Here is a 13832-nt window from a genome sequence, read left to right as displayed (position 1 = left end):
CCCCCGTGCCCCTACGGTGGGCACGCCGTGGTGTTCGGGAAGCCGGTGACGGCCCCTCAGGGGTCCATGCCGGCGCGGCCCTCGCCACTGTGATCGGGGAGTTCACGTCCCGTCCGGCTTCCGCCGGGCCACTGGCCGTTCGTACGGCTGGGAAGGCAGAGACGGCGAACGCACCGCCCCGTAAGCCAGGAGACCGGCCACGGCAGCTCACGAGATGATCCACGAGGTGCTGGAGCGTGAACCTGATGGCCAACCCTGCTTCTTTCCGCTGGCGACGCGAGGACACGGTCAGGACGGCGGGCCTGCTGGCCGTGATCGCCGCCCTGCACGTCGCCGCCTTCGGGGTACTGATCCTGCTCGTCGCCCCCGGGCACTACCACGTGGGCCAGGACGTCTTCGGCATCGGCCTCGGCGTCACCGCCTACACCCTCGGCATGCGGCACGCCTTCGACGCCGACCACATCGCCGCGATCGACAACACCACCCGCAAGCTGATGGCCGACGGCAAGCGGCCGGTGTCGGTGGGCTTCTGGTTCGCCCTGGGGCACTCCAGCGTGGTCGTGGTGCTGGCCCTGCTGATCGCGGGCGGCACCCGGCTCGCCGGCCGGGTCATGAACGAGCACTCACGCACCCACCAGGTGCTCGGCTTCATGGGCACGACGATCTCGGGCGCCTTCCTCTACCTCATCGCCGCCCTCAACCTGGTCGCCCTGGCCGGCATTCTGCGGGTCTTCCGGGCGATGCGGGCGGGGACGTACGACGAGCGGGAGCTCGAACAGCACCTGGACTCACGGGGGTTCATGAACCGGATCCTCGGCCGGCTGACCAAGTCGGTGTCCCGGCCCGGCCAGATGTTCCCGCTGGGCTTCCTCTTCGGGCTCGGCTTCGACACGGCCACCGAGGTCACGCTGATGGTGATGGCCGGCTCGGGCGCGGCGGCCGGCCTGCCCTGGTACGCGGTCCTGTGCCTGCCCCTGCTCTTCGCCGCCGGGATGAGCCTGTTCGACACGCTCGACGGCACGTTCATGAACTTCGCCTACCAGTGGGCGTTCTCCAACCCCGTCCGCAAGGTGTTCTACAACCTCACCATCACCGGGCTGTCCATCGCGGTCGCCTTCCTCATCGGCACGATCGAGCTGGTCGGCGTCCTGCACGACAAGCTCGACCTGACCGACGCCGTCACCGGCTGGATCGCCGGGCTGGACCTGGACAGCGTCGGCTACGTCATCGTCGGGCTGTTCGTGGTGGTGTGGGCGGCGGCGCTGGCGTACTGGCGGATCGGGCGGGTGGAGGAGCGCTGGGCGGCGCGGGTTCCGGCGGCCACCGACTGACGGCCCCGTGGACGGCCCTACGGGCGCTCCACCGTCTCCAGGTACAGCTTCACGTACCGCTCGACGTCCACCTCCAACGCCACGTCCACCAGTGCCTGTTCGCGGGTCCCCTCGTGGATCTCGGACTCGCCGGGGCGGGGGCGGCGGTCGACGATCGTCTGGCCGCGGGCCGCGCCGGGAGCGAGGCAGACCTCGACCGGGAGGCGGCGGGTGGTGATCCCGCCGGGGTCGGCGACCGCGCACACCGCGCCCGCGTCGCCGAGGCCGCCCGCCTCCTCGGCCTCCGGCGGGCCGCCCTGCGTGGTGGGCCGGTGGGCGAGGAGCTCACCGGCCAGCCGGGTGCCGGGGTCGGTGCTCGCGCGCAGCCGGTGGACCTCGGTGCCGGGGACGACGACCCGCATGAAGACGTCGAGGCCGTACATGGTGACGGGCACCCCGGCGGTCAGCAGGATCGCCGCCGCCTCGGGGTCGTGCCAGACGTTGAACTCGGCGACCGGCGTGGCGTTGCCGGTGGCGACCGCGCCGCCCATGAACACGATCCGCTCGATGTTGCGGGTCACCTCCGGGTGGGTGCGCAGCAGCAGGGCGATGTTCGTCAGGGGCGCGGTGGGGATCAGGGTCACCGGGCGCGGGGAGGCCAGGATCTCCCGGTGCAGCAGGGTGACGGCGTCCACGGCGGCCGGTGCCCGGGTGGGCGCGGGCAGGCCCAGGTCGCCCATGCCGTCCGAGCCGTGCACGTGCCGGGCCGGGCGGGCCGGCTCGATCAGCGGGCGCTCGGCACCCCGGGCCACCGGGATGTCGGGGGCGCCCGCCCGCTCCAGCACGGTCAGGGTGTTGCGCACCACCCCGTCGACGTCCGTGTTCCCGGCCACGCAGGTCACCGCCCTGAGGTCGAGGCCCGGGTGACGCACGGCGAGCAGCAGGGCCAGGGCGTCGTCGACGCCGGTGTCGCAGTCGATGATCACGGGAATGGCGGGCCGGTCGGTCACGGCGGACTCCTTCCGTCGTTCCGACAGTAGTTCAGTACCCGGACGGGTTCCCTCGGCGACGGGAGCAGTCCACGGCGGGTGCCTGCCACAGCAGGTCCCGTCCACGGCGAGTCCGGCACCGGGCCGCAGCGGCCCGGGTGACGAGCAGCGCGTCTGGGTGCCGCCGTACTGCTGCCCCCCCCCCGCAGCAGTACGGCGGCAGCGGCCGGAGCCCCGCGCCCGCCCGCCGTCGCTCACCGCTCACCGCCGGGTCCGAGACGAGCCGGGTCGCCCCGCGGCACACCGCGCCCGGGTTCCCGCCCGCCGCCTCACCCGGACGGCCGGGAGCGCTGGTGAGCGGGTCGTACCGGTGGTGCCGTGAGAGGAGGCACCCCCACCGGCCCCCGGTCCGAGCCCGTCCAGGAGGCACCCCGAGATGACCGCCGCGATACGCCCCCGTGCCCTCCCGCTCGCCGTTCTCGCCGCCTCCGCCGCCGGGCTGCTCGCCGTCACCGGGTGCGCGGCCCTGGGGCTGGAACACCCGCCGACCGCGGAGCAGCCCCTCCCCACCGTGGCCTCCCCCTCGCCCACGGCGAAGAGCTCCGCGCAGGGCGACGGGGCGGTGCTCACCGACGAGCAGGCGCGGGCCGCGCTGATCACGCAGACCGACCTCGGGGCGCCCTGGGCCGCGACCCGCGGGGCGGCCACCTGGCGGGACGGCCTGCTGAAGGCGACCACCGCGACCGGGAAGTGCCAGCGCCTGCTCGACGCCCTGTACGCCGACGAGCTCCTCGGCGGCCCGGCGCGCGTCGCCGTCGGCCTGGACGACGCCGACACCGACGCCCAGCTGCGCTACCAGATCGGCGCCCGGCGGCCCGCGGAGGTCGACGCCCAGCTGGCCTGGCTGCGCACGATGCCGGTCGACTGCGCCCGCTTCACGGCCACCTCGGAGACGGACCTGGTCGAGGACGTGCAGGTCACCGAGGTGCCGCTGCCGGAGGTCGGGGACGCGCGCGAGGGCCTGCACGTCACCGTCGCCACCACCACGTCCGACGACCAGCAGGTCGTCCTCACGATGGACGTGGCCGCGGTGCGGGTCGGCTCCGACGCCTTCGCCCTCACCAACGGCGGGCTCGGCGACGTACCGAACGACGCCACCCAGGCCGCCGTCCAGATCGGCGCCCTGCGCCTGGGGGCCGTGCGCAGGCAGGGCCGGGTCCAGGTCTGACCCGGGCTCCCCGACTACCCCGGGCCCCCTTGCCGTCCGCGTCCGGCAGCCCCTAGGTTGAACGGCGGATCAATCCCGCTGAACACGTCGCTGTCGTTGCGAGGTCGCCGTGCACGGACGTACATCCGACCCCTACGGACGCCCCAGCGCACGGTACGCACGAGGCGTCGCCGCGGCCGTGCTCGCCGTCGCCGCCCTCATCATCGCCGCGAACGCCGGTCCGGCCCGCGCGGCGGACACCCGGCCCGGCCCGGCGGCCGTCCACCAGTACCGGCGCTGATCCGGCCCCCGCACCCCACGCCAACCGGCCCAGAAAAAACCTCAGTTCGTCAACCCCCCAGAAGGTTGTACGGGAGTGGCGTTTCTCACCGTGCACCCCCGTACGGGTGAAGCCGCCGCTAGTGTGTGCGATCCGATGCGGCGGACGACGGCAGATGTGCCTCGTCGGGGGGTGGGAGGTCGGGGGGATGGCGCTGGACGCGCAGGCGCGGCCGGGTGACCGTGGGGGACGGCACTCGGGCGGGGGACGACGCGGTGGCGACGGGCCCGGGGCACCGCGCCGCGGACGCCGGATCCTGCGCTGGTCGGCGTTCGGCCTCGCGGCCGTGGTGTTCGGCGCCGCGGGCGCCGGCTACCTCTACTACGAGCACCTCAACGGCAACATCAGGAAGGCGAGGCTGAACCTCGGCGTCACCGACGTCCCCAAGGCGACGCCGAACGCGGCCGGCCAGACGCCGCTGAACATCCTGATGATCGGCTCCGACAGCCGCAACACCGCCGCGGACCTCAAGCTCGGCGGCTCCAAGGCCGACGTCGGCCGCCCGCCGCTCGCGGACGTGCAGATGCTGCTGCACGTCTCGGCCGACCGCAGCAACATGTCGGTGGTCAGCCTGCCCCGGGACACGATGATCCCGATCCCCCCGTGCACCGACCCCGACGGGACGAAGACGTACGCGGCCCTGTCGCTGGCCATGGCCAACGAGTCGCTGGGCCGCGGCGGTCCGGGCTGCACCGTCGCCACCTGGCAGAAGCTCACCCGCATCCACATCGACCACTTCATGATGGTCGACTTCTCCGGCGTGGTCTCGATGGCGGACGCCATCGGCGGCGTCCCGGTCTGCGTCAGGCAGAACGTCTGGTCGCACACCTCCGACGGCCACGGCTCGGGCCTGAAACTGAAGGCGGGCACCCATCCGGTCAAGGGTGAGCAGGCCCTGCAGTGGCTGCGCACCCGCTACGGCTTCGAGGACGGCACCGACCTCGGCCGCACCCACGCCCAGCACATGTACATGACCTCGATGGTCCGCCAGCTGCGCGCGAACGCGACGCTCGGCGACCCGGGGGAGATGCGCCGGCTCGCGGAGGCCGCGACCAAGGCGCTCACGGTCGACGACGGCCTCGGCACGGTGAAGAAGCTGTACGACCTGTCCACCGAGCTGCAGAAGGTCCCCACCGGCCGGATCACCATGACGACGCTGCCCACCGTGCAGTGGTCGCGGGACACCAACCGGCTGGTGCCCGCGCCCGGCGACGCCGACCAGCTGCTGTCCATGGTCCGCGACGACACCCCGCTGGACGGGCACGGCGCCAAGCACCGGGAGGAGCAGCGGACGTCGGACGACCCCGCCGCCCCGGACGGCCGCATCGCGGTGCAGGTCCGCAACGGCACCGGCGCGGACGGCCGGGCACCGGTGCCCCAGCGGGCCACCGCCGTCGCGGACGCGCTGCGGGCCAAGGGCTTCACCCGGGCCCTGGTGGACACCACCGCCACCGCCGAGGCGAAGACCGCCCTGCTGTATCCGAGCGCGGACCTGGAAGGCGACGCCCAGGCGGTGGCCACGGCCCTCGGCATACCGCTGAAGCAGGTGCGCCGGTCGACCGGCGTCACCGGGATCACGCTGGCCGTGGGCGCCGACTGGCGCACCGGCGCGGCCTACCCGAAGACCAAGAGCCCGACCAAGGCCCCCTCGTCGGCGGCCGTGCTGAACGGCGCCAAGGAGGACGCGTGCATGGCCGTGCAGCCGGGCTTCACCTGGTGAGCAGGACTTAGGCCCATGGCGTGAAGTAACCGGCTGCGGTTGTCAGTGACATGACTTACTCTTTGCTCACCCGCCACGGCAGGGCACAGATCACACACATGGCGCACGCAGAACCTGCACGAACGCCGTGACCCCTGCCCCGTGGCGCCCCACTCTTCTTTCGTTCCGGGGGGTTCGAATCCGCGTGCCCAAGCGCACCATGACGGCTGCCACGACCCTGGCCGTCCTCTTCAGCTCGGCGGCCCTCGCCGCCGCACCCGCCCATGCCGACTCCAGCAAGCTCCTGCCGGTCAGGGCGACCGGCGACGTCGTCGTCGACGGCGTCCACCGGCAGGTGTTCGTCAGCGACCCGAGCAACGGCAAGATCGTCGTCACCGACTACGCCGGCAACGTCGTCAAGCAGCTCACCACCGACCTGTCCGGTGTCTTCGGCCTGGAGCTGTCCGCCGACTCCGGCACGCTCTACGCGGCCGTCAAGGACCTGGACGCCATCGCCGTCATCGACACCGCGACGGACACCGAGTCCACCCGCTACGCGGTGGGCGACAAGCCGCTCAGCGTCGCCCTCGCGGGCGGCAGGCTGTGGTTCGGCTACGGCGGCGACGCGGCCGGCGGCATCGGCTCCGTCGACCTCACGAGCGACCAGCACGAGGTCACCCTCGACCAGGACAAGGGCTGGTACTCGGCGCCGGTCCTGGACGCCGCGCCCGGCTCCGACACCCTGGTCGCGGGCCAGCTCGGCATGAGCCCGGCCGAGATCGCCTCGTACGACGTCTCGTCGGGCACCGCCCAGAAGCTGGCCAGTACCCGGGAGGCCGGCAGCAACCTCGGCGACTTCCAGGTCACCCCCGACGGCAAGGACGTCGTGGTGGCCAGCGGGGCGCCGTACTACCACCAGGTTTTCAAGACCGCCGACCTCAATGAGGACGGCAAGTACGTGAGCACGGCCTACCCGAACTCCGTCGCCATCGCGCCCAACGGCACGGTCGCCGGCGGCAGCTTCGCCTGGTACGACCCGGACGTCTACATCTTCAAGCCGGGCAGCAGCGAGGCGGTCCGCACCTACGACTTCCCCAACACCGGCAACACGAGCGGCGCGGACACCCTCGCCGCCGCCGGCCTGGCCTGGGCGCCGGACGGCTCGCGGCTGTTCGCGGTGACCTCCAACAGCGAGGGCGCGTACTCGCTGCGCGCGTTCGACGCCCCCACCAAGGCGGTCACCACCGTCACCGTGGACGCCCCGGCGACGGCCACCCGCGCCAAGAAGCTCACCGTCAAGGGCACGGTCACCTCCAAGGCCGCGCTCCCGGCGGGCGTCCAGCTGACCGTCACCCGCACCGACCTGGAGTCCCCGAACGGCAAGGCGCTCGCCCCGGTGACCGTCGAGGCCGACGGCACCTACTCCTTCACCGACACCCCGCCGGCCGGCGGCAAGGTGAAGTACACGGTGTCCTACGCGGGCGACGCCGACCACGCGGCGGGCTCCGGCAAGGACACCGTGGAGGTGTCCCGGGCCAAGACGTCGCTGACGGTGAACAACAACGGCAAGGTGTACGCGTACGGCAAGGACGTCACGTTCACCGCGCACCTCGGCACCACCTACAAGAACCGCACGGTGGAGATCTGGGCCGACCCGTTCGGCGCCGACAAGCCGAAGAAGCTGGTGAAGTCCGGCAAGGTCAACTCGCACGGGAACCTGTCGGTCACGCTGGACCTGAAGCGGGACACGAAGGTCACCGCGAAGTTCGCGGGCGACGCCCGGTACGCGCCCGCCTCCGCCGCCAGCACGGTCGGCGCCCGGGTCAGCGTGTCCACCTCGCTCAGCCGGCAGTACAAGACGAAGAGCACGTGGGGCCACACGTACTACTTCTTCCACAAGTCGAAGGACCCGCTGGTCACGACCAAGATGCCGTACTACCCGGGCCGTTCGCAGAAGCTCGAGTTCGAGGTGTACTACCAGGGCAGCTGGTACCCCGGCGACCCCGAGTACTTCAAGCTCGACTCCGACGGCGTCTCCCGGGTCCAGATCACCGGCGACCACGGCCAGGACGTCGGCTGGCGCTTCCGGATCCGCTCGTCGTACATCAACGGCTCCTCCGGCGACAACGTGAACTCCACGACGCACGGCGCCTGGAAGTACTTCACCTACACCCGCTGACGCCCCTACCGGTCCTGGAGCTGCCGCAGGTGCCGCTGGACGTTCTCCAGCGCGCCCTGCCGGCGGCCCGGCACAAGCAGCCTCAACTCCGCCAGCGCGGGCCCGAGTTCACGGGCCCGCGCCGCGTCCTCGATACGGCCCCACTGATGGTGGGCCCGGTCCACGGCCGCCTCCACGGCGGGCGCGTCCGCCGGCTGCCCCGCCGCCAGCCGCACCCCGGCCACCCGCAGCCACCCCTCGCAGCTGCGCACGGTGTCCCCCGCGAACATCGCCAGGTCGGCCCGCACCTCCGCCCAGTGCAGCGCCTCGTCCGACGCGGCCCCGTACGCCCGCACGGCGTCCTCCTCGTACCGCGCGGCCAGCCCATCGGCGTCCCCGTGCCGCCCGTCCCGCACGGCGGCACTGATGTCCCCGTGCGGATCGGCTGCCGCCGGGTGGGAGACGTGCGGCCGCGCGCCCGTCGCGTCGGCGCCCGGCGCCGGGGAGGCGAGCAGGCCCGCGGCCACCGTACGGCCCGGGGGCACCGGCGCAGTCGTGGACTCCACCCCCGCCGGGCGGTCCGGGCCCGCGAGGGCCGCGTACGACCCCTCGACCGCCGCGTCGTCGCCGATCGGCACGGGGGAGACGCGGAAATCCGCCTCAGCCGTTCGGGCCGGGGGTACCGAGGGACTTTGCGGCTCCACGGGGGCGGCGGGCGAGTCCGCGCCCGCCGGACCGGCGGCGGTCGCCGAAGACGTGCGCGCCTCCGTCGCGGCCGTACTCGCCGGTGGTGCCGGGGGTGCCGGGGGAATCCGTGCGTCCATGACCACCAGCCCGGCCGGAGCCACCGCGCGAGCCTTGGGCGCCCGGGCCGCCGGGGCGGCCCCCGAATGCGGGTCCGCGGCCGACGGGCCGGGCGGAGGCGGCGCCACGGTGTGCAGGCCAGGTGGGGATGCCTGGTACGGCGGCGCGCCCGGGTGCCCCCCGGGGCCGGACAGCACCAGGTCGTGGGTCGGGCCACCGCCGGTGGTGCGCGCCAGCGCCTGTTCGTGCAGATGACCGAGGGGCGGCCGGTGGCCGCTGCGCAGCAGGGTCGCCACCGCCTTCATGTACGACGGCTCCGCCAGGCCCCGCCGGCCGGACCGCGGCGGGGCGACGCGGCCGTACACCGAGACGGTGCGCCCGGAGTCGAGCGGCCGCCCGGCCAGGTACTGCCAGGTCTCCGCGTCCGCGTGCAGGTCCACCACCAGCGCGGTGTCCGCGGCGGAGCGCAGCCGCAGCTCCTCCCGGATCCAGTGCCACGGCAGACCGGTGTAGCGCACGGTCGCCGGCGTGGTGCGGGCCAGGGCCAGATGGGGCAGGCGCTGGCGGCGGTCCAGGTGCAGCTGCCCGGTGAGGTACACGGTGAGCGGTCCGGGGGCCGCCGCGGCGGCGCGCAGCCGGGTGAGCACGGCCTGCGGCTCCAGCGGGTCGGCGAGCTCGACCACGTTCGCCGTCTCGGTGCCGGACAGCACGGCGGGGGCGACCGCGGCCAGGACGGGCAGCACGCCGGCCGCGTCCACCAGCCGCCCCCGGCCCAGCGGCGAGGCCGCGAGCAGCAGCACGGTTCCGGGCATCGTCCCTCCCCTGTCGTCGCCCTACAGCCAGCACCGTAACCGCTGCGACGGCCGGGCCGCGTGGCCGCGCCCCGGCACCGCACCCGCAGCTTGCGCGAAACAGGGGCACACACGTGGCGTTTCCGGGCACTCGTCACCCTCCTGGACGACTCGCGACGACTTGCCAGGCCGTCGCCCCAGGTGTGCCCTGGAAGGCGGGGGCGAGGAGAGAGGAGTGCTCCCATGGCTCAAGCGGCACCCGCACCCGGTGGACGGTACCGACGCGGCCCGGCGCCCGCGGTGGAGGCCGGCACCTCCCCCGGCCGCGGCCGTACCCCCGACGTCCTCGACGCCCGCACCCACCGGATCATCCGGGTGGTCGTCCCGGTGGGGCTCGGCCTGATCTACGGCTACTGGGTCTCGGCCAACCGGCGCTTCGGCGGACCCGTCACCGGCTGGAACGTGTTCTACGGGCTCGTCGCCGCGCTGGTCTTCGCGGTGATCTGCGGCACCCTGCTGACCCTGGGTCCGCGGATGGCGCGGGAGGTGCACGCACTGCTGTGGTCGGCGTTCGCCGGCGCCGCCGTCGGGTTCCTCTACAGCCAGTCCAACCCGCCGGTCTGGATCGCGGTGCTGGTCTCGCTGGCCCTGGCCGCGGGCACCTTCATCGCCTTCTTCTACCGCTACTACACCCGCGAGGACGCCGCCGGCCACAGGATCCGCTGAGCGCGACGGCGGGCGCGGGGCCCCGGCCGGACCGGCCGGGGCCCCGCGTCCGTCCCTCCGCCCCGCCGCGTCCCCCGGTTGGCGCCCCTCCGCTCGCGTCCGCGCCCCGCACACCGTTGCCTGGGAGGGTGTCCAGACGTCTCAGGAGTGCCCTCTCGGCCGTACTGATCGCCGTGGCCTGCCTGCTCGTGCCGTTCGGCGCGCTGGCGGCCTGGGCGGCGTACGGGCTCACCGACACGGGCCGGTACGTCACCACGATGGCCCCGCTCGCCGCCGACCCGGACGTGCGGGAGGCCGTCGCGCAGACCGTCGGGGACGACATCGTGCGCGAGGTCGACCAGCGGCTCGACGTCCGCGTCGTGCGCGACTCCGTGGCCCCGTTCGTGCACGAGGCGGTGCGCTCCTTCACCCGCACCCGCGCCTTCCGGACGGCCTGGGACACCGGCAACCGGGTCACGCACGACGCGGTGCTGCGCGCCCTGCGCGAGCAGGACCCGGCCGGGGACGCGCGGGAGCCGGTCACCGTGGACTTCGCCCCGGTGACCGCCCAGCTCAAGCAGCAGCTCGCCGAGGAACACGTGACGTTCGGCGCGCACATCCCGGTGGAGCACACGGCGGTCCCCGTGCTCCAGGCGGGCGAGGTGGACCGCCTGCGGAAGGGATTCCACGTGCTGGAGGTCGCCGGACTCTGGCTGCCGGTCGGCGCCGTCGTCTTCGCCGTCTGCGGGATCGCCCTGGCCGTCCACCGCCGCCGCGCCGTCGCCGCGACCGCCCTCGGCACGGCCCTGGGCGGCGCCCTGCTCTCCCTCGCCGTCACCGTCGGCCGGGGCCTGACCCTCGCTGGCCTGCCCGCCGACGTGCCCCACCCGGCGGTGGGCGCGGTCTACGACGCCCTCACCGCCACCCTGCGCACGGTGTCCTGGCTGCTGCTGGCGCTGGGCCTCGTCGTGGCCCTGGCCGCCTGGCTCAGCCGCCGGCCGCGGCTGCCCCGCCTCGCGCGACACCGGCGAGGATCCGCAGCGCCCGCGCCAGCTCCCGCTCCGGCACCGACGCGAGCCCGAGCCTGACCGCGTCCGGGGTGCGGGCGGGGCCGACCGAGAAGGCCGTGCCCGGGGTGACCGCGATGCCGTGCGCCCGCGCGGCCGCCGTGAAGGTGTCCGCCCGCCACGGCTCGGGCAGCTCCCACCAGGCGAAACAGGACGCCGGATCGGACCGTACGGCGAAACCGGCCAGCTCCTCGGCGACCAGCCGCTGCCGCCGCGCCGCGTCCCGCCGCCGCGCGGCGACCAGCCGGTCCACGGTCCCGTCCGCGAGCCAGCGCACGGCCGCCTCCAGCGCGAAGGAGCCCGCGCTCCAGCCCCCGGACCTGACGGCCCGCGCCACCGCCTCCGCCCGCCCGGCCGGTACGGCGGCGAACCCGACGGTGAGCCCCGGCGCCACCCGCTTGGACAGCCCGTCGACCAGGTGGACGAGACCGGGTGCGAGGGCGGCCAGCGGCGGTGCGCCGCCGGTGTGCAGGAAGGACCAGATCCGGTCCTCCACGACCGGTATCCCCAGGCTGTGGACGACCTCGGCCAGTTCTCCACGCCGCTCACCGTCCAGGGTGAGCGAGGTCGGGTTGTGCAGGGACGGCTGGAGGTACAGCGCGGACAGCGGGGCGCCGCGGTGCAGGGCGGCGACGGACCCGGGCAGCGGCCCGCGGGCGTCGGCGGCGAGCGGCACGAGGACACAGCCGAGCCGCGCCGCGATCTCCTTGACCAGCGGATACGTCAGCGGTTCGACCCCGACCCGGCCCCCCGGCCGGACCAGGGAGGCGAGGGTGGCGGCGATGGCCTGGCGGGCGTTGCCGGTGAACACGATCCCGGCCGGGTCCGGCCGCCACCCGCCGGTGGCCAGCAGCTCCGCGACCGCCTCCCGGGCCGCCGCACCGCCGGCGGCCGGGGCGGGCCGCAGCGCCCCGGCCAGGGCGTCCGGCCGCAGCAGTGCCGCGAGGGCGGGAGCGAGCAGCTCCGACTGACCCGGCGTGGCGGGGTAGTTGAGCTCCAGATTGACGAGCGAGGGACCGCTCCCGCCCCGGTCTCCGGCCACCTCGGTCAGCGCGTGCCCCGGCTGCCCGTCCGGCTCGGTGGCGCGCACGAACGTACCCCGGCCGACCTCCCCCACCACCAGCCCCCGGCGCACCAGTTCCGCGTACACCCGCCCCGCCGTCGACGCGGCGATGCCGTGCCGGCGCGCGAACGCCCGCTGCGGCGGCAGCCGCTGCCCCGGCCGGAGCCGCCCCCGGCCGATGTCGGCGGCGATCCGGTCGGCGATACGGCGGTAGTCGTCCACGAGCCCCTGCCTCTGCCGGTCCCCTTGATTGCACCGAGGGCAAAGATTTTATTGCACCGAGAAGTTGCGGGCTTCTAGGGTCGCTCCCATGCAGCCCTTCCTCGCATACGAGGACAAAAACCCCGGCGTCCCCTCCCGGGTCCCGCTCGTCCTCGTCCACGGCCACCCCTTCGACCGCACGATGTGGCACCCGCAGCTGACCGCGTTCCGCACCGACCGCCGCGTGATCGCCCCCGACCTGCGCGGCTACGGCGCCTCCCCGGTGACCCCCGGCACCGTCCCGCTCGCCCGCCACGCCCAGGACCTGCTCGATCTGCTCGACGCGCTCGAGGTGGAGACGTTCGTCCTGGCCGGGCTGTCGATGGGCGGCCAGATCGCCATGGAGTGCTACGCCCGCTTCGGCGCCCGCGTCCGGGGCCTGGTCCTCGCGGACACCTTTCCGGAGGCCGAGACGCCCGAGGGCCGGCGGGGCCGGCTGGCCATGGCCGAGCGGCTGCTCGCCGAGGGCATGCGCGGGTACGCCGACGAGGTCCTGGAGCGGATGGTCGCCCCCTGCGCCGACCCTGAGGTGAAGGCCCACGTCCACCGCATGATGACGGCCACCTCGCCGCGGGGCGCCGCGGCGGCGCTGCGGGGCCGTGCCGAACGCCCCGACTACCGCGACCTGTTGACGCGGGTGACGGTGCCCGCGCTGGTCGTGGTCGGCGCCGACGACACGTACACGCCGGTGGCGGACGCGGAGGCGATGCACGCGGCGCTTCCGCACTCCGTGCTGCGCGTGGTGGAGGGCGCGGCGCACCTGCCCAACCTGGAGCGGCCGGAGGAGTTCAACGGGGTGCTGGCGGAGTTCCTGTCCGACGTCGACGCCCCCTGACATCCACCTCTGGCGGAATCGCAATCCGGGGCCGCTAACCTTACGTGTCCGTCCTGGCCAGGGATCGACGGGACCAACTCACGTGAAGGGTTGCGACATGGGCATTCTCACTCTCCTGCGGAACGCATTCGGCCGAGGGCGCAAGACGCGCACCGCCGAAGCAGAGGGTGCGGACCGACGTCCCGCGCCGTCTCCCGAGCCGCAGACCTCCTCCCCGGAGCCCCCCGCTCCGACCCCGGCCCCGACCGCCCAGGTCCCCGAGCCCCGCACCGCCTCCCCCGACGAACACGACCTCGTCGCGGCGGCCTTCGACAACATCACGGTGCCGAAGCAGCCGACGGAACGGGACGTGGAGCCGGAGCAGGAGCCTGCGGCGGCTGAGCCGAAGCCTGTGGTTGCTGACCCGGAACCCGTCGCTGAGGCCGAGCCGGAGCAGGAGCCTGTGGTTGCTGAGGCAGAGCCCGAGGCTGCCGAGGCGGAGCCTGCGGCTGAGGCTGAGGCTGAGCCGGAGCCTGTTGCTGAGGCCGAGCCCGAGCCTGCGGCTGCCGAGGCGGAGCCCGTGGCCGAGCCGGAGCCCGAGACGGTCATCGAGCTGAAGCCGGC

Annotated in this window: 11 protein-coding genes, 1 pseudogene and 1 riboswitch; of the genes and pseudogenes, 9 read left to right on the top strand and 3 right to left on the bottom strand. The window is 74.2% G+C overall.

Features of this window, described 5'->3' with window-relative positions; translation table 11 throughout:
- The first annotated feature begins 11 nt into the window (after window positions 1-11).
- Window positions 12-216: riboswitch (cobalamin riboswitch) on the top strand.
- Between the two features lie 29 nt (window positions 217-245).
- Window positions 246-1331: a Nickel transporter NicT gene (nicT, locus tag AQJ66_RS35460; protein WP_061930771.1), complete on the top strand. Its 1086-nt coding sequence runs from the start codon at window positions 246-248 to the stop codon at window positions 1329-1331.
- Between the two features lie 17 nt (window positions 1332-1348).
- Here nicT and AQJ66_RS35455 read toward each other — a convergent pair whose 3' ends face one another.
- Window positions 1349-2320 (bottom strand): nucleoside hydrolase, encoded by a 972-nt coding sequence (locus tag AQJ66_RS35455; RefSeq protein WP_061930686.1) that lies wholly within the window; start codon window positions 2318-2320, stop codon window positions 1349-1351.
- A 415-nt stretch (window positions 2321-2735) separates the two neighbouring features.
- On the opposite strand from AQJ66_RS35455, the gene AQJ66_RS35450 reads away from it, so the two are divergent.
- From AQJ66_RS35450 to AQJ66_RS35440, 4 genes are all read left to right on the top strand, one after another.
- Entirely contained in the window at window positions 2736-3527 is a 792-nt protein-coding gene (locus AQJ66_RS35450; protein WP_061930683.1) for a hypothetical protein, read from the top strand.
- A gap of 109 nt (window positions 3528-3636) precedes the next feature.
- Window positions 3637-3807 (top strand): hypothetical protein, encoded by a 171-nt coding sequence (locus AQJ66_RS39600; RefSeq protein ID WP_167359213.1) that lies wholly within the window; start codon window positions 3637-3639, stop codon window positions 3805-3807.
- 187 nt (window positions 3808-3994) lie between these two features.
- Complete coding sequence (locus tag AQJ66_RS35445; RefSeq protein WP_079060609.1) at window positions 3995-5566, top strand: LCP family protein; 1572 nt, start codon at window positions 3995-3997, stop codon at window positions 5564-5566.
- 184 nt (window positions 5567-5750) lie between these two features.
- Window positions 5751-7724 carry a YncE family protein gene (locus tag AQJ66_RS35440; protein WP_061930680.1) on the top strand — a complete coding sequence of 658 codons (1974 nt, stop codon included), beginning with the start codon at window positions 5751-5753 and terminating at the stop codon, window positions 7722-7724.
- Window positions 7725-7729: 5 nt separating this feature from the next.
- On the opposite strand, the gene AQJ66_RS35435 is transcribed toward AQJ66_RS35440, so the two are convergent.
- Window positions 7730-9319 (bottom strand): hypothetical protein, encoded by a 1590-nt coding sequence (locus AQJ66_RS35435; protein ID WP_061930677.1) that lies wholly within the window; start codon window positions 9317-9319, stop codon window positions 7730-7732.
- 222 nt (window positions 9320-9541) lie between these two features.
- Here AQJ66_RS35435 and AQJ66_RS35430 point away from each other — a divergent pair, with 222 nt between their 5' ends.
- Window positions 9542-10024: a hypothetical protein gene (locus AQJ66_RS35430; protein ID WP_208611528.1), complete on the top strand. Its 483-nt coding sequence runs from the start codon at window positions 9542-9544 to the stop codon at window positions 10022-10024.
- Window positions 10025-10152: 128 nt separating this feature from the next.
- The gene (locus AQJ66_RS35425) at window positions 10153-11091 is read left to right on the top strand and encodes a hypothetical protein (protein WP_061930671.1); all 939 of its coding nucleotides are present in this window, start codon (window positions 10153-10155) and stop codon (window positions 11089-11091) included.
- Here AQJ66_RS35425 and AQJ66_RS35420 read toward each other — a convergent pair.
- The gene (locus tag AQJ66_RS35420) at window positions 10991-12355 is read right to left on the bottom strand and encodes an aminotransferase-like domain-containing protein (RefSeq protein WP_061930668.1); all 1365 of its coding nucleotides are present in this window, start codon (window positions 12353-12355) and stop codon (window positions 10991-10993) included. The two genes, AQJ66_RS35425 and AQJ66_RS35420, sit on opposite strands and share 101 nt — an antisense overlap.
- 88 nt (window positions 12356-12443) lie before the next feature.
- Between AQJ66_RS35420 and AQJ66_RS35415 the strand changes: the two genes are divergently transcribed.
- Together AQJ66_RS35415 and AQJ66_RS39810 are read left to right on the top strand one after the other, a co-directional pair.
- Entirely contained in the window at window positions 12444-13229 is a 786-nt protein-coding gene (locus AQJ66_RS35415) for an alpha/beta fold hydrolase (protein WP_061930665.1), read from the top strand.
- Between the two features lie 97 nt (window positions 13230-13326).
- Window positions 13327-13832: pseudogene (locus tag AQJ66_RS39810) on the top strand (VWA domain-containing protein); the annotation flags it as partial.

The sequence above is a fragment of the Streptomyces bungoensis genome, assembly GCF_001514215.1.
In the GTDB taxonomy this organism is placed as follows: domain Bacteria; phylum Actinomycetota; class Actinomycetes; order Streptomycetales; family Streptomycetaceae; genus Streptomyces; species Streptomyces bungoensis.
Note: the sequence above shows the minus strand (reverse complement) of the source record. Positions and strands in the feature narration are given on the sequence as shown.

Bases quoted from the DNA above. Each gene is read 5' to 3' on its own strand.
- nicT (WP_061930771.1), top strand. From the start codon at position 246: ATGGCCAACCCTGCTTCTTTCCGCTGGCGACGCGAGGACACGGTCAGG.
- AQJ66_RS35450 (WP_061930683.1), top strand. From the start codon at position 2,736: ATGACCGCCGCGATACGCCCCCGTGCCCTCCCGCTCGCCGTTCTCGCC.
- AQJ66_RS35430 (WP_208611528.1), top strand. From the start codon at position 9,542: ATGGCTCAAGCGGCACCCGCACCCGGTGGACGGTACCGACGCGGCCCG.
- AQJ66_RS35445 (WP_079060609.1), top strand. From the start codon at position 3,995: ATGGCGCTGGACGCGCAGGCGCGGCCGGGTGACCGTGGGGGACGGCAC.
- AQJ66_RS35415 (WP_061930665.1), top strand. From the start codon at position 12,444: ATGCAGCCCTTCCTCGCATACGAGGACAAAAACCCCGGCGTCCCCTCC.
- AQJ66_RS35435 (WP_061930677.1), bottom strand. From the start codon at position 9,319: ATGCCCGGAACCGTGCTGCTGCTCGCGGCCTCGCCGCTGGGCCGGGGG.